We start from the raw sequence: 20,555 nt of genomic DNA, 5'->3' as shown, positions 1-20,555 counted from the left end.
ATGGGGACTATCGATTATAGAGAAATTGGGGATCGCATCATTGAGGCAGTTGGTTTAGATAATATTGAATCGATGACACATTGTGCCACACGATTGCGTTTAGAAGTTCGTGATCGTGACGCTATCGACGACAGTCAAGTCGAGCTAATCGATCAAGTAAAAGGTGTATTTTTTAATGCGGGTCAATATCAAATTATTCTCGGTACAGGAATCGTCAATAAAGTATATGAAGAGATCAATCAGTATTATCAATTTACTGAGCGTAGTGCTGCAGAAATGTCAAAACAATCAGCTTCTGGTTTGCAAATCGCTATTCGTAATGTAGCCGATATTTTCGTTCCGATTATTCCGATTCTGGGTGCTACAGGTTTATTCTTAGGCTTGAAAGGTGTCGTATTAAATGAACAGGTATTAGGCTTAGTCCATATGAATACTGCCGATATTCCAGCTTGGTTTACGGCTATCTTAACTGTTTTAACGGATACTGCGTTTGGTTTTTTAACAGCATTTATTTGTTGGTCAGCGTTTAAAAAAATTGGTGGATTGCCGATTATCGGTTTCTTGATCGGGTTGATGTTGGTATCACCAGCATTACCTAATGCCTATGCTGTTGCAAATGGAACAGCTGAACCCATCATGGCATTTGGAATTATTCCGCTAGTAGGCTACCAAGGTTCGATCTTAACAGCATTGATCACAGGGATTTTAGGTGCTTTATTAGAGAAAAAGTTACGTAAAATTATGCCAAATTCAATGGATTTAATTTTTACACCATTTGTAGTGATTTTACTCTCTGTATTTTTAGCCCTCTTTATTTTAGGTCCGATCGTGCATGGTTTTGAAGCTCAAGCGATTAAAGCAATCGAATGGTTCCTACATTTACCATTTGGAATTGGTGGGTTGATCATCGGATTTTTATATCCAATCGCAGTAATGACAGGGATGCATCATATGTTTATTGCGATTGAAACCTCTTTGATTGCCTCGACTGGATTTAATCCATTGATCACAGTTTGTGCGATGTATGGATTTTCAAATGCTGCAGTATGTTTAGCGATCGCTTTAAAAAGTAAAAGCCAAGCCTTTAAGACTGCAGGTGTTTCTGCTACCGCAACTCAAATTTTAGGTGTAAGTGAACCGGCTTTATTTGGAGTCGTGATGCGTACAGGGATGAAAGCAATTGGGGTGATGGTCATAAGTTCGGCACTAGGTGGCATGGTCTTATCCTTATTTGGAATTCAAGCAAATAGTTATGGTTTAGCTGTGTTATTATCTCCTTTAATGTATATTTACAGTCCTTATCAATTGATTGTTTACTGTATTACAGGACTCGCTACATTTTGTTTAGCATTTATTTTAACGCAACTTATCGTACTAAAAAAAGAAGCAGTCGTTATGAAAAAAGAAGTACACTCAACAGAAGAACCTGTACAAAAACACGAAGTATTACCTCCAGTAGAAGGTGAAATTTTACCTTTAGCTGAAGTCAACGATCCGGTCTTTTCTAATAAATTGATTGGTGAAGGATTTGGAGTTTATCCAGAAAATGATACAATCGTAGCGCCGATTACAGGTGAAATCGTGATGATTGCACCAACGAAACATGCGTTTGGAATTCGTGATAAGAACGGCTTTGAGCTATTGATCCATATGGGGATTGAAACAGTCGAATTAAATGGTATCCCTTTTGAATTGAAGATAAAATTGGGTCAACAGGTCACACAAGGGGAAACAATTGGACGCCTGGATCGTTCCTTTATCATTAAAGAACAAAAAGATCCAACTGTAATGGTTGTGGCTACGAGTGCTCAAAATCCAATTACTACGATTGAATTTTCAACACCTTTACTCACATTTTACTAAAAAAAAGGATCGAACAGTTTTTGTAGAAACTGTTCGATCCTTTTTTTATTCACCCCAATATGCTGCGGCGATTTCTTGTCCCTGTTTGATTTTTGCCCATTGTTGTTCATGAGATAATTCATTTCCACAATCACAAGAAGCAAAACCACATTGATGTGAGAGGTAAAGACGTTCTTTTGGTAAGATGCTACTGGCTTGATCTAACAGTTGTAGCACTCGTTTTTCATCATCTAGATGATTAGTTTTACTGGATAACAATCCTAAGACGACAGTTGTGTCTGGACGGTCTTGTAATACTTTCAAAGCTTCGATATCTCCTGCGCGTTCATCGTCCCATTCTAAAAAGAAGCGATCATAGTGTTGATCACGTAAAAATTTTTCAGCAATCGCTTGGTACGTTCCATTTGCTGCATGACGACTTTGATAATTACCACGACAGTTATGTGTCCAAACTTCTAATCCTAATTCATGCGCATACGCAATGATTTCGTTATTGATGGCGACAAATTCATCTGCTAAATCCTCAAGTCCTACAGTTCCTTCAGCGAAGAAACTTTTTTCGTTGTCTTCGGCAAAAAGCTCCCATAGACAATCATCAAATTGAACGATTTGACCACCTGCTTGTGCGAATTCGCTTAAAAATTCTTTATACGCAGTTAAGACACCTTCTTTTAAGGCTTCTTTAGTTTTGTAAATGTGATCCTCACCATAGAGTTGATTGAATACCGCAAGTTCAGTAAACGCATGAGCTGCACCCCAGACTGTTAATTTAGTTTGCGTCGTATCCGCTTGCGCATTTACTTGATTAAAAATCGTAATAAAGTGATGATTTTTTCCCGATAAAGGAGCGGTAATTCGAATCCCGATATCTTTTCGAGTCTCAAAATCACCACCATCTAAATCTTCAAATGAATAGCCATTTTCAGCAATAAACCGTTCAATGCCATCAAAACCCCATAAGAAATCAAGATGCCACATTGATTTAGAAAATTCTCCATCTGTAATAATCGTGATGCCTTCATCTTTTTGTTTTTGTATAATGGCATTGATTGCCTGTGCTTCGGTTTCTTGGTAGCCATCAAATGCATCATAAAAAGGATAGTGGATATCTTCGCGGTGCTCGATTTGATGTTTATAGTGAAGTAAATCGGTTGGGCGTAGTAGTGAGCCGACTAATTGAAAGCGATCTGTTGTCATAATATAAATCCCCCTGTTTGTAAGTGTTAGAAGAAGTGTATCAGAAATTGAAAAATAAAAATAATAGCTATTTATTTAATCTAGTTATAGTTTTTATTTATATTAAAGAATAAACTTACATTATTGTAGGGTCGTTTGTAAGAATCGTTAAACTTTCTTAAGCTATGTCGATGTTTTTTTATTTGCATGTAAAGGACGATTGTTTAAGTTAAATTCATATATCTAAAGTTATTTTATATAAAAAATTAGGTTTTCTTTTGTTGAGTGGATCAAATCGCGCTATACTCCAAGTGAATTATTGATCAAGTAGGAGGAAAACAATATGACAATCAAAACTGTAGTAGTCGCAGGCGCTGGTGTATTAGGTTCACAAATCGCCTTTCAAAATGCTTATCATGGGAAACAAGTGTGGGTATACGATATCAAAGATGAATTTTTAGATCGTGCAAAAGGAAATATGGAGCATTATCAAACGATTTATAGCAATTATTTTCAAACACCAGAACAAGCAAAAGATGCATTGACGAGATTGCATTACACAACAGATTTAAAACAAGCAGTTGCGGATGCGGATCTTGTTATTGAAGCTGTTCCAGAAGTGTTGACCATTAAACAAAACTTGTTTAAACAATTAGGGGAACTCGCACCTGAAAACACGATCTTAGCCACAAATACTTCGACTATGTTGCCAAGTCAATTTGCAGAAATCAGTGGGCGTCCTGAAAAAGTCTTGGCGCTACATTTTGCAAATGAAATTTGGTTATACAATACAGCAGAAATTATGGGGCAAGCGAAAACCAGTCCGGAATTAATCGATGAAGTGGTTGCATTTGCAAGAGAGATTGGGTTGATTCCGATTCGTTTAAATAAAGAACAACCAGGATATGTGCTTAATACGATGATCATGCCGTTATTAGATAGTGCAATGTACCTTTGGGTAAATGGTATCAGTGATCCACAAACCATCGATAAAGACTGGATGATTTCAACAAAAATGGGCATGGGACCATTTGGTATGCTCGATATGATCGGAATGCGCACTCAATACGATGTGTTACTACACCGGATCGAAATGGGAGAAACACAATTGCAGCCCCTCGCAGATCGTGTGAAAAAAGAATTTATCGATCAAAATAAATTAGGAATCAGCACTGGCGAAGGTTTCTATCATTATCCATCACCTGCATTTATGAATCCGAATTTTTTACGCTAACTACTAAAGGAGTCTTGGTGCTCCTTTTTTTCTTTGCAATCTTTTTGATAAATCGGTATCTTTAAAGAAAAGATAAAGGAGTAGAAGTATGGCTGTCATTATTTTGATATTATTGATCTATTTTATTCATGAACAGTTTGAATTTAGTGTAGTCAAGAAATTTACTTATTTTTTCTTACCAGGGTTTTCATTGATTCAAGTATTTTTAGTGTTTGAATCTTCTTCAAAAAACTGGCTCATTTTAGCTATCGCCATCTGTATCGGAGGAGCAGTTGGGTATTATCAAGCAAAATATTCGAAAATCAAACAGCAATTAACACCAGTCTATTATTTTTACGAAGCGAAGAAAGAACGAAAAATCTATAAAAAAGTTGTCTTAGTTAAAGGGGGGCGACACTATTTATACGGTTGGTTTACAATCTTTTTTGTCCAACTGTTTATTCAAATCGGCTTACTCGCACAAAAAGGAGATATCACCCATCACTTATATGAAGAGTTGTTAAATGACTTATTCAGTATCTATCGTTTTCAAGGCCTAGAAGAAAAATCAGATAGTTGGTATGCTTGGGCGCTATATGGAGCTTCTAGTTTGTTTTATCTCTTTTTCTTGATGCGCAAATATCCTAAAGTACGAGAGATTTTATTTCATACAGATAAAGAAGAATTAGTAGAAGAAGGAGGAATAAAGTAATGCGTAGATGGAGTAAATATTGTTTGTTTATCGGCGTAATCAGTGACTTTTTAACGCCTTATGTTTTAGGTTTATTCGATCCTACGTTGAATCAGTTTAAAGACGTGATGAGTTTGATCGGTGATGTAGGCAGTCCTGTACGTACACCATTTTTAATTTGGTCTGTTGTGGCCGGAACGTTTTATTGTTTAGGTCTTCCTTATTTATATCAAGTCGCTCGGCCAGTCTCAAAACTTGCAGCTTGGTTACTCGTACTTTCTATCGGTCTTTATGGTGTGGGTGATTGTATTTTTACAGGTCTATTTAGCGTGGATACACATGAAGCAAGTTGGAATCTTTCGACTTGGATTCACAATATTGGTTCCGGAGTAGGGTATAGTGGATTTTTCATCTTTCCTTTGCTTGCAGCCTTTTATGCACAACAAAAAAAAGACAAAAAAAGCATCATTCGCTACCTTCAATTTTTTGTATTAAGTATTGTCGTCGCACTAGGATATGCATTAGCTCGAGTACCTGAATTGCAATCAACACTTGTATTTGGTCAACTGGGATTATGGCAACGTATCAGTTTTTTATGTAATTATTTTCCGATCTTATATTTTATCAAAACGGAAACCGTCTCCCAAAAGAAACCCTTTTCAAAAAATATGGTACAATAATATCAGAACAGTTTGGAGGGAATGCAATGAAACAAGTACCATTTGGTAGTAGCGGTAAAGAAGTATCAGCAGTTATTTTAGGATGTATGCGTTTAGTAAATGCAACGAATCCTACAGCAGTTATTGAAGAAGCTTTTGCTCAAGGAATCAACTTTTTTGATCACGCAGATATTTATGGTCAGGGTGAATGTGAACGCATCTTTGGGAATTCTTTAAAAGAAGCTTCATTTGCTCGTGAAGACATTTTTATTCAAAGTAAATGTGGGATCCGTAAAGGTTTTTTTGATTTTTCAAAAGAACATATTATTGAATCAGTTGATGCAAGTTTGAGCCGTTTAGGTGTAGACTACTTAGATGCATTATTGTTGCATCGCCCAGATACTTTAGTTGAACCAGAAGAAGTAGCTGCCGCTTTTGATCAACTTGAAATGCAAGGCAAAGTACGTTATTTTGGCGTGAGCAATCAAAAACCAATGCAAATCGAGTTATTGAAAAAATCTTTAGCGCAACCGATTATGGCCAATCAATTACAATTTGGAATCAAACATACAGGTATGATTGATCAAGGGATTCATGTGAATATGAAAGATGAAGCCAGTATTGATCATGATGGAAGTATTTTAGATTATTCTCGCTTACATGATCAAACGATACAAGCGTGGTCACCGTATCAATATGGTTTTTTTGAAGGAGTATTTATTGGCAATGAAAAATTTGCAGAACTAAATACAGTGTTAGAAAAAATCGCCAAAGCGCATGAAATTACACCGACTGGACTAGCAACAGCATGGATTTTACGTCATCCAGCAAATATGCAAGTCATTGCTGGAACAATGAATCAAGATAGAATCAAAGAGATCGCACATGCTTCTGAAATCGTCTTGTCACGCGAAGAATGGTACGAAATCTATCGCGCTGCTGGAAATATCCTACCTTAATAAGTTGAAACATCGTTCACTTTTAGTTAGTAGAACGATGTTTTTTTTTATCTTTTAAAAAAGTAAGCGGATAATAAACGAATGATTTTTCCGTAAATGTGAATAAAATATGAAAAAAGTGTTGAGATTTTGTTGCGAAACAGGTACTCTATAGATGAATCGAAGACAAACTTCTAATTAAAAGAAAGTAGGGTTATGTGTGAGAAAGACAAGTAAAGGATTGTTCATGTTTTCTGCTGTATTGGGTTTAGGCGTATTTGCGGCGCAACCTTCAACCATTGATGCTGCAGAAGTACCAGTTCAAATTTTGGGGATTAATGATTTTCATGGAGCATTAAGTACTACTGGTAGTTATTATGATGGTTCAGGCAATAAAACGAGTGGTGCTGGAACTGCCGCTTTATTAGCAGGATATTTTAATCAAGCGACTAAAGACTTTGAAACACAGCACCAAGGCGGTGTCTCTTTACGTGTGCAGGCTGGAGATATGGTTGGAGCAAGTCCAGCAAATTCTGGGTTATTGCAAGATGAACCAACTATGCGTGTGCTACAAGCAATGAACTTTTCCGTGGGGACACTTGGAAATCATGAATTTGATGAAGGATTAGCAGAGTACAACCGTATTTTAACTGGAGCTGCTCCAAGTGCAAATGACAACTTTTACGATATTGTCAATCAATACAATAAAGACTTTACACAAGATCAATTAGCAGGAAAATATGATGTGGTCATTGCCAATGTCAAAAATAAAGCAGATGGATCGAATCCTTTTGGCTGGAAAGATTATACAGTAAAAGAATATGACGCAAATGGTGAAAAAGTCCGTATTGGATTTATCGGTGTCGTGACGACTGAGATTCCAAATCTAGTATTGGCTGCGAATCATCAAGAATATACATTTACAGATCCAGCTGAAGCAGTAGCAAAAAGTGCCCAATCTTTAGTTGAAAATGAAAAAGTTAATGCAATTATCGTGTTGGGACATACACCGTCTACACAAACTGGCGAAAATACTGCGGCAGGCGAAACGGTAGATATTATCAATAAAGTGAATCAATTATACCCAGATAACCATGTCGATGCTTACTTTGCTGGACATAATCATGTGTATACGAACGCTGTTGTGGGCAACACTCGTGTGGTGCAATCCACTTCACAAGGAAAAGGATATATTGATTTACAAGCAGTATACGATACAGATAAACAAGACTTTGTCACAACACCAACAGCGACGGTAAATCCAGTCAAACCTGGAGGATTAGTACAACCGGATCAAACGGTTCAAGCGATCGTGGATGATGCTTCTCAACGAGTGAAGACAGTAACAGAGGAAAAAATCGGTCAAGCAGCGACAGCTGAAGCGATTACCCGAAATGTCAATGAATTTGGGGAATCACCAGTTGGGAATCTGATCACAGATGCTCAAGTCCACATGGCCAATAAATCAGGTGCTCCCGGTGCTGATTTTGCGATTACAAACAATGGTGGAATCCGTGCAGATCTTGCGGTTAATACTGATGGTAGTATTACTTGGGGTGCAGCACAAGCTGTTCAACCATTTGGGAATATCTTACAAGTTGTAGAGATGACAGGAGCGCAATTGCGTGAAGCATTGAATCAACAAACATTTAGTTACGACGCAGCAACAGGTCAAAGCAATGGCTATTTCCTACAGCAGTCTGGATTTAAATATACTGTAAAAGAAAACCCATCGGATCCAACACATCCTTATATTGTGGATCAAATAATGAAATTGGACAATCAACCGATTACCGATGCTGGTGTGTATAAAGTAGTCATCAATGACTTCTTATACGGTGGAGGCGACGGATTTACTGCCTTTACGAAAACAAAACTAGTCGGCGCGATGGCTCCAGATACCGAAACGTTTATTGGCTATATTGAAGAACTGACAGCAAATAAACAATTGATTTCAGCAAAAGTAGAAGGTCGTAAAACGTTAGCTTCTGCTGTACAAACCACTGCGATTTATCGTACGTATAACCCAAATAGTGGCGAACATTTCTACACGACACATGAAGGTGAAAAAAATGATCTAGTCAAAGTTGGTTGGAAATTTGAAGGCGTAAGTTGGCAAGCACCAACAGCTGGTGTAGCGGTGTACCGTTTGTACAATAAAAATGCTGGCGATCATCACTATACAACATCTGAAAAAGAACGAAATGAATTAGTGAAACTTGGTTGGAAAGCAGAAGGAACAAGTTTCTATTCAGGCGGAGATAAAGATGTATACCGTCTATACAACAAGAATGCAAAAGCAGGAGCGCATCACTATACATTATCTGAAAAAGAACGTGATGAACTTGTTCAAGTTGGCTGGAAATCAGAAGGCGTAGGTTTTTCTGCCTATTAAGAAGGCAAGCAGGCGATTTTTCGTCTGCTTGTTTTTTGTTGAGCAAAAGGGTTTTCTTATTCGATGAAAGGGCTTATCATAGAAATAGAAAAGGAGCGTGAACGACATGACAACACAATATGAAAAAGCAATTTTTGCAGGTGGCTGTTTTTGGTGTATGGTCCATCCGTTTGATGAATATCCTGGTGTGATTTCAGTGATTTCTGGTTATACAGGAGGGCATGTTGAAAATCCAAGTTATGAGCAAGTGACAACTGGAACGACAGGACATACAGAAGCAGTTGAAATCACGTATGATCCGACGATTTTGCCTTATGAAAAACTAGTTGAGATTTACTGGCAACAAACAGATCCAACTGATGCATTCGGACAATTTGCTGATCGTGGCGATTCGTATCGTCCGGTGATTTTTTATACGACTCCTGAACAAAAAGAAATAGCCGAAGCTTCTAAACAAGCTTTAAATGAAAGTGGAAAATTCGACGCACCGATTGTCACGACGATCGAAGCTGCAGAACCATTTTATCCAGCAGAAGAGTACCACCAAGATTACTACAAAAAAAATAGTTTTCATTATAGTTTGTACCGTGAAGGTTCTGGTCGCGGAAAATTCTTGAGAAAACATTGGGAAAAAGAACAATAAAAGAGGGTGAGTCAAGGAATGTATACAGATTTAAAAGGAAAAGTAGCGGTAATCACTGGAGGTTCAAAAGGGATTGGAACAGCGATTGCTGAACGTCTAGGATCTGAAAAGATGCACGTTATTATCAATTATCGATCAGATGAAGATGGAGCGGATGAAGCTGTAGAGCTAGTCGAACAAGCTGGTGGAAAAGCGGTAGCTGTCCAATCAGATGTGAGTACTGAAGAGGGGATCGAGTGTCTGATCAAAGCTGCCGTCAAACATTTTGGCACGATAGATGCTTGGATCAACAATGCCGGTATGGAAAATCAACATCCTACCCATCAACTTGCTTTAGAAGATTGGCAACAGGTATTAGACGTTAATTTAACAGGTGTGTTTATTGGATCAAAAGCGGCCTTAGCTTATTTTATAAAAGAAGATAAGCCAGGTGTGATATTGACGATCTCATCTGTACACGAACAAATTCCGTGGCCAACTTTTGCGCATTATACTGCATCAAAATTTGGTGTAAAAGGATTCACTCAAGCAATCGCGATGGAATACGCAAGTCGAAATATTCGGGTCAATAGTATTGGACCTGGAGCCATTGAAACACCAATCAATGCTGAAAAATTTGAAGATGATCAACAGCGTGCGGAAACTGAACAGATGATTCCCATGAAACGAATTGGAGATCCAAAGGAAGTTGCCGCTGCTGCCGCGTGGTTATTATCAAACGAAGCAAGCTATGTGACAGGTGTGACCTTGTTTGTAGATGGTGGAATGACACTGTATCCAGCTTTTCAAGATGGAAAAGGTTAAAAAAACTCTCCTTAATAGGAGAGTTTTTTTAGTGTCTCATATCACCTGTAAAAAAGAGAGCGACTGTTCCGGGTCCAGTATGTGATCCAATCACTGTACCGATTGGATAGATGTCGATCTGCATGTTTTTCTGAGGTAATGCTTGTTTTAATTCATTGGCAAGTAGATGTGCTTCTTGCTCACAATCAGAATGCGAAATCAAACAACGAATCGGATCGGTCGTTTGAGAGACATGTGTCACACATTCATCAACGAGGGCGTGAAGCGCTTTTTTCTTACCTCGAACTTTATATTTTGGGACGAGTTTTCCTTGAATATCCATGGTCATGACCGGGCAAATATTGAGTAAACCACCAATTGTAGCAGAAGTTGCGCTAATGCGGCCACCTCGTTTGTAATGTGCAAGATCAGATGAAAAAAACCAATGCTGAATCGTCAAACGTTTGTCTAGCGCATAGGTCGCTAGTTCATCAAGTGTCAGACCGGCTTGTTTTTGAGCGATTAAATCTGTCAAAAGTAGACCGTATCCTGATGAAGCAGCTAATGAATCGATAATGTAGATATTTCGATCAGGATATGTTTCTTTTAGAAGATCTTTTGCGATACATGCAGATTGATAATCACCAGATAAACCTGAAGAAAAAGCTAAATGCAAGATATCTTCTCCTTTTTGTAAAAAAGGTTCAAAAAATATACAATATTCTTCGGGATTATTTTGTGATGTCGTGGGCAATGCACCTTGGCGGATGGCCTCGTAAAAATCAGAAAGTGAGAAACTTTGTCCAAAGTCATCTTGATAGTCGTTTTGATGCAATCGAAAATGAAACGGAAGATAAGCGATATGATGCTGAGTTAAATACTCAGGATCGATATCAACGGTGGAACTGCAAGTTATGTTATATGGATTCACGTGTCCGACTCCTTTATGTACTAGAAAGAAAACCCGCACAGGATTTGTACGGGTTTTCTTTAGTATAGATTATAAAGCTGTCCATGTCCATTCCGTAACTTCTGGAATATCTTCTCCATGTTCGCGAATAAAGTCATGGTGGTAGGCTAATGTGTTCTCCATTTGAGCGATGAAATCTTTTGCTTCTTCACCAAATACATGTTTGGCAGCATCTTTGGCTAAGTGGAAACGATCGAGTTCGCTAAAGACACGCATATCAAATGGTGTCGTAATATCCCCATTTTCTCGGTAACCATGGATCAGTACATGATGATTCTCACGGTCAAAGAAGATATCACGAATCATATTTTCATAGCCATGGAAAGCAAATAAAATAGGTTTATCTTTTGTAAAGTAACGATTGAATTCTTCATTTGTTAATCCACGAGGATCAATCGATGGATGACGTAATTTTAATAAGTCAACGACATTGACAAAGCGGATGTTTAGATCTGGGAATGCTTGATGCAAGATCGATACAGCTGCTAAAGCTTCTAAGTTTGGCTCTGTTCCCGCTGCAGCGACAACTAAATCAGGTTCTTCGTCTTCAGCTACCGTACTTGCCCAATCGATTATTTTTAACCCGTCTTTGACTAAAATCTCTGCTTCATCTGCAGAATAAAATTGTGGACGAGGATGTTTTGATGAAACGATCAAGTTGATCACTTCTTCATCTTGTAATGCATGATCCATCACGGCCATCAAACTATTCGCATCTGCTGGCAGATACTCACGAATGAATTCAGGTTTTTTCTCAGCCAAATGTGTTAAAATACCTGGATCTTGATGAGTATATCCATTATGGTCTTGTTGGAACACAGTAGATGTTGAAATAATATTTAATGCTGGATATGGTTTTCGCCAGTCATGTTCACTTGCTTTACGCATCCATTTAAAATGTTGAGTCAACATGGAATCCACTACACGTAAAAATGATTCGTAACTTGCAAAGAATCCGTGACGACCTGTTAACACATACCCTTCTAAGAATCCTTCTGCTTGGTGTTCTGATAGTTGCCCATCAATTACGCGACCAACTGAACTTTGCCATTCGTCATCACTATTTTTTGGTTCTAACCATTGTCGATCTGTGACATCAAACACTTTATTTAAGCGATTTGATTTGGTTTCATCCGGACCGAAAATACGGAAATTTGTAGGATTTTCTTTCACGATATCACGTGCATGATCACCAAAGACGATCATATCTTGCGCCATGATGGCACCAGGATTTGTTGTGTCGATCGCATATTGTTTCCAATCAGGCATGACAAGTGGTTTTGGATCCAATCCACCTGTAGTGATTGGGTTTGTCGACATGCGACGGTCTCCTTTAGGGGCCATTGCTTTTAATTCATCGATCAATTTACCCTCAGTAGTGAATAATTCTTCTGGGTGATAAGATTTTAGCCAATCGACTAATTTATCCACATGCTCCATATGGTGCGCATCTACTGGGATAGGAACTTGATGGGCACGGAATGTTCCTTCTATTTTTTCATGATCCCACTCTTTAGGACCTGTCCATCCTTTCGGTGTTCTAAATAAGATCACAGGCCATTTTGGCATTGTAGCCTCTTCAGCAGGATGTTTTCGAGCAGTTTCTTGGATGGCTTTGATTTCTTCAATTACCGTATCAAGTGTTTTCGCCATAAGTGGATGAACTTTCTTTGGATCATCACCTTCGACAAAATAAGGGTTCCAGCCCATTCCTTCGAAGTATTTTTGTAGATCCTCATCTGATTTACGTGATAGAATCGTTGGATTAGAAATTTTTCCACCATTTAAATAAAGAATAGGCAACACAGCACCGTCATTGACTGGATTAATAAATGTATTTGAAAACCATCCGGCAGCGAGTGGACCAGTTTCAGATTCGCCATCTCCGATGACAGTAGCGGCGATAACCTCAGGATTATCTAAAATTGCACCAGTAGCATGGGATAAGGCATACCCAAGTTCACCACCTTCGTGGATCGAACCAGGAGTCTCTGGAGCTGCGTGAGAGGCGATCCCGCCCGGAAAAGAAAATTGCTTGAACAATTCTTTTATTCCGTGTTTATCGGCAGAAATTTTAGGATAAATATCAGAATAACTACCATCTAAATAAGAATTTGAAACCATGACTTGGCCTCCATGACCGGGACCAGAGATATAAAACATATTTAGATCGTATTTATTGATGATACGATTTAAATGCGCGTAAACAAAATTTTGTCCCGCAATCGTACCCCAATGTCCGATTGGATGGACTTTTAAATCTTCAGCTGTAATAGGACGTTCTAACAATGGATTGTCTTTTAAATAGAGTTGGCCAACAGAAAGATAGTTTGCTGCCCGCCAATAAGCATCGACTTTGTCTAAGTAGTCTTGAGATGAAAAATCTGTCATAGGAAAAACTCCTTTTTAGTATTTTTTACCGTAATCTTACCCTTTAATTGTAAAATAAATCACAAAAAATGTAAACGAATCACACACGAAACGAACAAACTTGTTCGTTTCTTAAAATTTGGTCTAATCGGTGTGTGATAGTGAAAACGATTTCTTTATGTTAAACTTAAGGGAATAAAGAGGGGAGTTGAAAATATGCAATCAATTTGGCGACGAATTGTATTGTCGGGAACTTTTATTATAGGTAGTATCGTGCTTTCTAGCGCAGGCTATCTAGTAGTGAAGTCAAACGTATACGCACAAAGTGAAGAGCCGCCAATTTCAATTTCACAAGATGAGTCGAGAATGATGTCTCCAAAAACTCCGACGATGGCAACAACTTCAGCGACCACAATGAGTGATCCGCCTGAAATCGTAGCGTCTGATCCATCGACAAGTACGTCAGTAAATGAAGCATACACTTCACCATCTGATTCAAAAGCAAATCAACACGCTACGATCACGTCAGGAAGTAATGAAAATACTAAGCTCACAGTCGCATTAACAGAGGACACAATGCGTTTAGAGACCGCTCAAGTTATAGAAGGTACAGTATATTATCCAGCAGCAACGAAAGAAGAATTGACGAGTCAAGTGGGGAAAAAACGGAATGTTTATTTAGAGAACGATATCAATTTTGAAACAGGAGGTATTGAGTTATTTGATGGATTTAAACTTTATGGAAAAGATTTGGTTACAGGAAACCATCATCAATTAAATCTACAAAATGCGGGCAATGCAACGACGAGCACATTCTATACATCCACTAAAGCCGATATTACATTTTCAAACCTTAAGATCTTAGGGGGCAATCAATATGGGATTATCTATTACCCAAATAACGTAACTGGTACGATTTTTATGGAGCAAATAGACTACATGGCGATCAATGCACAACCGTTTTACGGAAATGATACACTAGTCCATATCAAAGATTCTACTTTTGTACAGCAAAAAGAAGACTCGGTTATGAATGGTGGTCAAGTGTATGCGAAAAATTTTATGACGGGGAATCAGTTGGTATTAGAAGGTCGCGTACAAATCGATCATAAGTCATTTTCTTTTTCAAGTACAGCACCGCAAAATGATAATCCATTTATCGCTTGGGGAAAAGAAAAATCGACATTGGCATCTTTTATTAAAGTGTTAGAAAATGCTGATGTAACAGTGAATACTGAAAAAACGTTGATCTTTACAGGCCCTGGAACACCAGAATCATTTGCCCTTGAAGTAGCAGAAGATGCGCGATTTGATCTAGGGATCGGAGCTTATTTTTTTAGTGGTAGTCCTAGGTTATCTAATGATTTTATTGTAGCGGCCAGAGGAAGTTTGCTTTTAACAGATAATTCAAAACAATATGGAAGGGCCCTATCAAACCACTTTATTCCGTTACTGCAAGAAGGCACATTTCGATTAGCAAAAGACTCGAATGTGAACATCTATTCAGATAATACGAAGGTATTGATCGAACAATTGACGACTACAGTCAAAAAACCTTTTACTATACCCGGTGATATCGGACAATTCGTTTTAGAAAATCAAACGTCTTTAATTCGTGATGGTTTTTTTGCTTTAAATAGTTATTTGCAGACCAGTGGAAATACTGTCGTGTTTAGCAATAGCTCGTTTATAGGAGATCATAGCCAAATTTCGTTTGCTCTTAATTCTCAAGGAACACGCCAAGCAAATGTTCTTCAAACCAATAATAATTATGATACGAATCCTAAAAATATCATGCAAAGTCGATATAATGCAGCAAAAAAAGTAACATATTTAAGTACCGATCCAAGTGTATATCGATTAACAGCCAAACCTATTTATGCCAATCCTGCTATTCTTGAAGGGACGGCGTTAACCAATACTACTGTTGCGATTACGTATCAAGATGTAAATGGTGTAACACAACGGGAACAAACCGTTGTCAAAGATGGAACATATCGGTTTGATCTGAAAAATAAAATTCGTTCGAAACAAGAGGTACTGATTCAAGCGAATATCGGTGGACAGGATTCATTAAAACAAGAATACACACCTGTTACGGATTTGAAGGAGACGGTGATCGATAATATTCCGCCTTCTGCGACTGCTGTATTCCAGAAAATCTCGAGTACAGCCATCGAATCAAACACATATGATTATCGTCAATCACTTGATAATATTCAAGATGATAGCTTAGAAGAAGTAACGATCGAGGTCTTAACACCTTTTACAAAAACAGTTGAATTGCAACAAGCAACACTTCGTTTGACCGATACGTCAGGTAATCATACAGATATTGGAATTTCGGCTTTTATTTACGATGACGATAGTGTGGTAGAGATGGAGGAGCCACGATATTTGTTAAATTACAATTATTTTGAGGTATATGATGACGAACTAAGAGGAGAAACTAGCCCTTATGAAGTTTATCTTCAAGCACTGCCTTATACAATTTGGTCACAGTATCAAACGTTGAATAATCAAGAAGCTATAATCGTTTCCTCTACACTTGCCTCTATTCCTAGAGCAGAACCGTATGAAGTGAAGCTGAAAAATAAAAATATCGAGTATAGTGTGTATATTAAAGTAAAAGAGGCCAAAACAAGTCCGGAATTGATCGATGTCACGGTCCCTACAAACATGTTTTTTTATTCATTAGGCACCTCACCAAAAATCTATGCTCCAGATTATTATTTTATCAACAATAGTTCAAGAAGACCTGTTGAACTAGTATTACAGCCGCTAAAAATTGAAGATGCAGACGGGACGCAGCTCACTGGAGAAAAACGAAATCTGTTTTTAGATTTTATTCTCGATGGGCAAACAATTGATAGTCTGGATCTTGAGAATCAAACCATTTCTTTAGCAGAAAATCAACAAAAAGTGTTCTCGCTTACAGGAGAGTATCTTGGTCCAGTCGATCGAATTAGAAGGCCAACATATAAGCTGGAGTTAACGATAAAATAAAAAAACTGACGATTTTTCGTCAGTTTTTTTAGGCAAATTGTTTTTTGGATTTATGGATAGAAGAAGTGTGTGTCGGATGCACAGAGATCGTTTTTAGCATTCGTAAACCATTTAAAATAACTAAAATCGTACTGCCTTCGTGACCAACTACACCAAGTGGAAGATTGATGACTTGAAACAGATTCGATAAAATCAAAATAAAGATGATCGAAGCTGAGAAAATAATATTTTGTAATACGATACGTTTTAATTTTTTCGACATCATGTGACTCATTTGCAATTTTTCTAAATCATTTTGCATCAATACCATATCTGCAACATCCATTGCGATATCTGTTCCACCACCCATCGCAATCCCAATTGAGGCATTGGCTAAAGCAGGGGCATCATTTATCCCATCTCCGACCATAGCATTGATTTCGTAAGTTTCTTTTTGTTGATTGATCAAAGTTGTTTTATTTTCAGGTAAAAAATCTGCATGGATCTCATCGATCTCAAGAGCATCTCCGATTACTTTAGCAGTAGCGTAATGATCACCTGTAATCATCGTAGTATGGATACCTTCTTGTTTGAAGTAAGCAATTGCCGCAGCTGCCTCAGGTTTAGGAACATCAAGTAATCCAAAGTATCCAAGAATCGTATCGTTTTTGGCTAAATAAATGACGGTTTTTCCTTCATTTTGCCATTGAACGACCTCTTGTTTGATCGTTTCAGAAAAAGCTGATCCTTCCAAAAAGCCTTCTTTCCCAACTTTCCAACTATCGTTTTGGATAATTCCTTCAAGCCCAAATCCTGTAACATCTTTGATTTCGATATCTGAAATTACGCGTTGATGCTCTGCTTTAAAACGAGAGGTGATCGCAGTAGCTAAAGGATGTGTCGATGTTCCTTCGATTGTTAGTAAAATATCGATTGCTTCTTGTTGTTGTTCTTGAGACGTTGTAGTGAATGTAAAATTAGTGACAACTGGCGTACCATTGGTCAGTGTTCCAGTTTTATCAAACGCAATGGCTTTTAAAGCAGCTAGGTTTTCTAAATAAATTCCACCTTTAAACAAGACACCGTTACGTGCACCATTTGAGATGGCAGCAAGTGTCGCTGGTGTTGCGGAAGCGACGAGGGCGCAAGGTGAAGCCACGACTAGTAAAACCATTCCTCGATAAAAACTTTCATAAAAACTCCAGCCTAAGAAAAGATAAGGAATAAAAATCATTAATGGAATAATGATCAAGACCGCTTTTACATAGATATTTTCGATTTTTTCAATAAATGATGCCGTTTGAGAGGGCGTACTTTGTGCTTCATTCACCAATTGGATGATTTTAGCAAATAAGGTATCGTCTGATTTTGTTGTAACCTTTAAGGTGATCGCGTTACCTAAATTGATTGTTCCGCCAAATAACATATCACCGGATGTTTTTTCAACTGGAATCGACTCACCGCTGATTGCTGCTTCGTCGATCGTAGAAAATCCTTTGATCATTTCACCATCGATAGGGATGCTTGCACCTTTTGGAACCAATACAAGATCTCCAATTTGAAGAGTAGCAACATCGACTTCTGTTGTTGTTCCATCTGCAGCTAAACGTAGTGCTGTTTCAGGTTGTAGTTGCATCAAACTTGCGATTTCTTTTTTACTTTTGTTCGTCGTATATTCTTCCAATGCACCACTTAGTGAGAAGATAAAGATCAACATTGCCCCTTCAAACCAATTGCCAATAATCGCGGCACCGATTGCTGCTAACGCCATCAATAAGTCAACATTTAAGGTTTTATTTTCAAATGTATCCGTTAGACCTTCAATGGTTTGTTTGGCACCACCAGATAAAATGGCGATTGCGAAAATCAATTGATAAAAAGGGATCGAGAAACGTTCCATAACAAAACCAATTGCCATAAAAACGAAACATGAAATCGTGGATAACATTGCTTTTTGTGAGTCGCTCATGAGAATAGCCTCCTTTTTTCTTTACAAGGATAGTATACCATGACAAAAATCTAATTGATAATAGAATCACCTAAATGAGAATGAAAGTGATTCTCATTTAGATGATAAGCTTCTCAACACGATGAAGGTTTAAAAATAAAATTTTAATCACTCTAATTTGAATCGAAATAAACAAAATGGTATTTAGTCTAAAATCACCGTTCTCATTCCTTCACTTGCTGAAGCGCCGTAACATGTTTGAATATATAAACCATGCGAAAAATCAAAATAATCACTTGCGTATTGGCCAGGATACACCGTTACGCTTGACGTAACGTGATAAAGATGACCATTTAAATAAACAGGATCACCGATTTGTAAAGCCAATACTTTTTGACCTAAGCCTGTTGAGTTACTATTATCTACTAAATAATAGTTATGTGACGCCATTTGTGGAGTATTCCAATGATAGGCTAAAGGGGTATAGGTTGGAACTTGACCGCCATCAACATTATATGAACCGATTTGAGCGCAAATGCCGTCGATATACAATCCAACGCTTGGGATCTGTGGCTGTGTATCAACTGTTCTTGTACTTTGTGTTTCTTGTGCTACGGGTTGCTGTGTGGTTTCTTGTGTTGTTTCTGGTACTTCAGAAGCATTTTGTTCTTGAGTAGTAGTCTGAAGGTTGCTAGCTTGTTTAGTTGCTGTTTGTTCTGTTAAGTTTGCAGTTTCTTGTGCTTGTTTTGCTACTTGCTCTTGTGCTGCTTGTTCTAGTTGTTCTTGTGCTGCTTGTTCTAGTTGTTCTTGTTCTGCTTTTTGTTTTTCTAATTGTTCCTGTACTTTTTTCGCTTCTTGTTCTTTGAGTTCTTGTGCTTTTTTCTGCTTTTCTAATTCAGTACGTTTTTGTTGTTGAGTAGAGGCCAAACTTTCTTGCGCTTTTTTTGCGCTAAGCGAATCAAACGAATCGTCTCGATAAGCAGTGGTAGTGTCTACGATACCGCTTGTACTTGTTGCGCTGATTTGATTGACAGTTATTCCACCGATAAGAGCACTCGCTACGAGTACGATTAGACTAGTTTTGATTCTTGCTTGTTTGTTTTTTTTCATGTTTTAAAACCCTTCTTGTTATAAAATTAGGGAGCACGTCTACTCACAAGAACTGATTATATAGATGTTGTTTTTTAATTGCAAAGAAGAACAGTAAAAATGAAGGGTCAAAAATTACGTGATTTAAACGTTTTAATGAGAAGGTCTTAGCACGCTAATTAGAACAATAGTTATTTAAACGTTTTAATTAACGTACACTCGTTGTTTAATTAGGAAAAAATAACACCTTCTTTGTGAAAAAAGAAGGTGTTATGCTTGTTTTTTGTTATTTAATTTGTATGTATTAGTTCAATACAATCGATTTGATGCTCGCTCCCGCAATTTTAGGAGGGAGACTACGTGCAATAATTGGGGCTTCTGTTAATGTAACTGTCAGCTGATTACCAGCTTTAAGCGCATCTCCTGTAAGTGGATTACCTTGTTTATCTTTTAGTGAAACGTCTTGTAAAAGCAAATAGCCTTCAAAATCTTGATCACCTAACACCGTTTGCTCTTTATTTTCATTGTGATCCATTGTTATGAGCACTTGATCATTTGTGCCATTTTCTTTTACTTTCATAGTATAACGGGCAGTAGATTCTGTCATTTGACTCGTTGTGGTCGTAGTTGATTCAGTGTCTGTTTGCTGTTCGTGGCTACATGCGCTTAATCCTAAGGCACATAAACCAGTAATTGCATAAAGAAACCATCGTTTTTTCATCTTTATCACCTCGAATAAACTTGTTTCATTTAGTATACCAAACTAAAAAATAAAAATAGCTGTAATTTAATGAAAGATAGGTTTTCTTAAAATTCGAACCAACTTCCATAG

At 37.7% G+C, this 20,555-nt stretch carries 15 protein-coding genes; 9 read left to right on the top strand and 6 right to left on the bottom strand.

Annotated elements, in window-relative coordinates; translation table 11 throughout:
* Positions 1–1,863, top strand: coding sequence for a PTS sucrose transporter subunit IIABC (locus tag I573_RS10815; protein ID WP_016186344.1), 1,863 nt, complete (start codon positions 1–3; stop codon positions 1,861–1,863).
* Between the two features lie 45 nt (positions 1,864–1,908).
* On the opposite strand, the gene I573_RS10810 is transcribed toward I573_RS10815, so the two are convergent.
* Complete coding sequence (locus I573_RS10810) at positions 1,909–3,060, bottom strand: cobalamin-independent methionine synthase II family protein (protein WP_016186345.1); 1,152 nt, start codon at positions 3,058–3,060, stop codon at positions 1,909–1,911.
* Between the two features lie 322 nt (positions 3,061–3,382).
* Here I573_RS10810 and I573_RS10805 point away from each other — a divergent pair, with 322 nt between their 5' ends.
* The 7 genes from I573_RS10805 (at position 3,383) to I573_RS10775 (ending at position 10,382) form a co-directional block, all read left to right on the top strand.
* Positions 3,383–4,273, top strand: coding sequence for a 3-hydroxyacyl-CoA dehydrogenase (locus I573_RS10805; protein ID WP_016186346.1), 891 nt, complete (start codon positions 3,383–3,385; stop codon positions 4,271–4,273).
* A gap of 88 nt (positions 4,274–4,361) precedes the next feature.
* On the top strand, positions 4,362–4,964 hold the full coding sequence (locus tag I573_RS10800; protein WP_016186347.1) for a hypothetical protein: 603 nt from the start codon (positions 4,362–4,364) through the stop codon (positions 4,962–4,964).
* The gene (locus I573_RS10795; RefSeq protein WP_016186348.1) at positions 4,964–5,623 is read left to right on the top strand and encodes a DUF998 domain-containing protein; all 660 of its coding nucleotides are present in this window, start codon (positions 4,964–4,966) and stop codon (positions 5,621–5,623) included. The genes I573_RS10800 and I573_RS10795 overlap by 1 nt, the downstream gene beginning before the upstream one ends.
* Positions 5,624–5,649: 26 nt before the next feature.
* Positions 5,650–6,561 carry an aldo/keto reductase gene (locus I573_RS10790; RefSeq protein ID WP_016186349.1) on the top strand — a complete coding sequence of 304 codons (912 nt, stop codon included), beginning with the start codon at positions 5,650–5,652 and terminating at the stop codon, positions 6,559–6,561.
* 199 nt (positions 6,562–6,760) lie between these two features.
* On the top strand, positions 6,761–8,935 hold the full coding sequence (locus tag I573_RS10785; protein WP_016186350.1) for a 5'-nucleotidase C-terminal domain-containing protein: 2,175 nt from the start codon (positions 6,761–6,763) through the stop codon (positions 8,933–8,935).
* Between the two features lie 106 nt (positions 8,936–9,041).
* Positions 9,042–9,578 carry a peptide-methionine (S)-S-oxide reductase MsrA gene (msrA, locus tag I573_RS10780; protein WP_016186351.1) on the top strand — a complete coding sequence of 179 codons (537 nt, stop codon included), beginning with the start codon at positions 9,042–9,044 and terminating at the stop codon, positions 9,576–9,578.
* An 18-nt stretch (positions 9,579–9,596) separates the two neighbouring features.
* Positions 9,597–10,382 (top strand): glucose-1-dehydrogenase, encoded by a 786-nt coding sequence (locus I573_RS10775; RefSeq protein ID WP_016186352.1) that lies wholly within the window; start codon positions 9,597–9,599, stop codon positions 10,380–10,382.
* Between the two features lie 28 nt (positions 10,383–10,410).
* Here the strand turns inward: I573_RS10775 and I573_RS10770 are convergent, their stop codons facing one another.
* Together I573_RS10770 and I573_RS10765 are read right to left on the bottom strand one after the other, a co-directional pair.
* A complete protein-coding gene (locus I573_RS10770) occupies positions 10,411–11,292 on the bottom strand; it encodes a DegV family protein (RefSeq protein WP_016186353.1) in 882 nt (293 codons plus the stop codon).
* A gap of 69 nt (positions 11,293–11,361) precedes the next feature.
* Positions 11,362–13,722, bottom strand: coding sequence for a phosphoketolase family protein (locus tag I573_RS10765; protein WP_016186354.1), 2,361 nt, complete (start codon positions 13,720–13,722; stop codon positions 11,362–11,364).
* 195 nt (positions 13,723–13,917) lie between these two features.
* Here I573_RS10765 and I573_RS10760 point away from each other — a divergent pair, with 195 nt between their 5' ends.
* Entirely contained in the window at positions 13,918–16,707 is a 2,790-nt protein-coding gene (locus I573_RS10760) for a hypothetical protein (RefSeq protein WP_016186355.1), read from the top strand.
* 28 nt (positions 16,708–16,735) lie between these two features.
* Here the strand turns inward: I573_RS10760 and I573_RS10755 are convergent, their stop codons facing one another.
* The 3 genes from I573_RS10755 to I573_RS10745 form a co-directional block, all read right to left on the bottom strand.
* Positions 16,736–18,655 (bottom strand): heavy metal translocating P-type ATPase, encoded by a 1,920-nt coding sequence (locus I573_RS10755; RefSeq protein WP_016186356.1) that lies wholly within the window; start codon positions 18,653–18,655, stop codon positions 16,736–16,738.
* A 183-nt stretch (positions 18,656–18,838) separates the two neighbouring features.
* Complete coding sequence (locus I573_RS10750) at positions 18,839–19,744, bottom strand: coiled-coil domain-containing protein (RefSeq protein ID WP_016186357.1); 906 nt, start codon at positions 19,742–19,744, stop codon at positions 18,839–18,841.
* A gap of 283 nt (positions 19,745–20,027) precedes the next feature.
* On the bottom strand, positions 20,028–20,444 hold the full coding sequence (locus I573_RS10745) for a hypothetical protein (RefSeq protein WP_016186358.1): 417 nt from the start codon (positions 20,442–20,444) through the stop codon (positions 20,028–20,030).
* Positions 20,445–20,555 lie beyond the last annotated feature (111 nt).

This window comes from Enterococcus sulfureus ATCC 49903 (assembly GCF_000407605.1).
Classification (GTDB): domain Bacteria; phylum Bacillota; class Bacilli; order Lactobacillales; family Enterococcaceae; genus Enterococcus_G; species Enterococcus_G sulfureus.
The sequence above is the reverse complement of the archived record's forward strand: the minus strand, read 5'-3'. Positions and strand labels throughout refer to the sequence as shown.

Bases quoted from the DNA above. Each gene is read 5' to 3' on its own strand.
- I573_RS10815 (WP_016186344.1), top strand. From the start codon at position 1: ATGGGGACTATCGATTATAGAGAAATTGGGGATCGCATCATTGAGGCA.
- I573_RS10810 (WP_016186345.1), bottom strand. From the start codon at position 3,060: ATGACAACAGATCGCTTTCAATTAGTCGGCTCACTACTACGCCCAACC.
- I573_RS10805 (WP_016186346.1), top strand. From the start codon at position 3,383: ATGACAATCAAAACTGTAGTAGTCGCAGGCGCTGGTGTATTAGGTTCA.
- I573_RS10800 (WP_016186347.1), top strand. From the start codon at position 4,362: ATGGCTGTCATTATTTTGATATTATTGATCTATTTTATTCATGAACAG.
- I573_RS10795 (WP_016186348.1), top strand. From the start codon at position 4,964: ATGCGTAGATGGAGTAAATATTGTTTGTTTATCGGCGTAATCAGTGAC.
- I573_RS10790 (WP_016186349.1), top strand. From the start codon at position 5,650: ATGAAACAAGTACCATTTGGTAGTAGCGGTAAAGAAGTATCAGCAGTT.
- msrA (WP_016186351.1), top strand. From the start codon at position 9,042: ATGACAACACAATATGAAAAAGCAATTTTTGCAGGTGGCTGTTTTTGG.
- I573_RS10775 (WP_016186352.1), top strand. From the start codon at position 9,597: ATGTATACAGATTTAAAAGGAAAAGTAGCGGTAATCACTGGAGGTTCA.
- I573_RS10765 (WP_016186354.1), bottom strand. From the start codon at position 13,722: ATGACAGATTTTTCATCTCAAGACTACTTAGACAAAGTCGATGCTTAT.
- I573_RS10760 (WP_016186355.1), top strand. From the start codon at position 13,918: ATGCAATCAATTTGGCGACGAATTGTATTGTCGGGAACTTTTATTATA.
- I573_RS10755 (WP_016186356.1), bottom strand. From the start codon at position 18,655: ATGAGCGACTCACAAAAAGCAATGTTATCCACGATTTCATGTTTCGTT.
- I573_RS10750 (WP_016186357.1), bottom strand. From the start codon at position 19,744: ATGAAAAAAAACAAACAAGCAAGAATCAAAACTAGTCTAATCGTACTC.
- I573_RS10745 (WP_016186358.1), bottom strand. From the start codon at position 20,444: ATGAAAAAACGATGGTTTCTTTATGCAATTACTGGTTTATGTGCCTTA.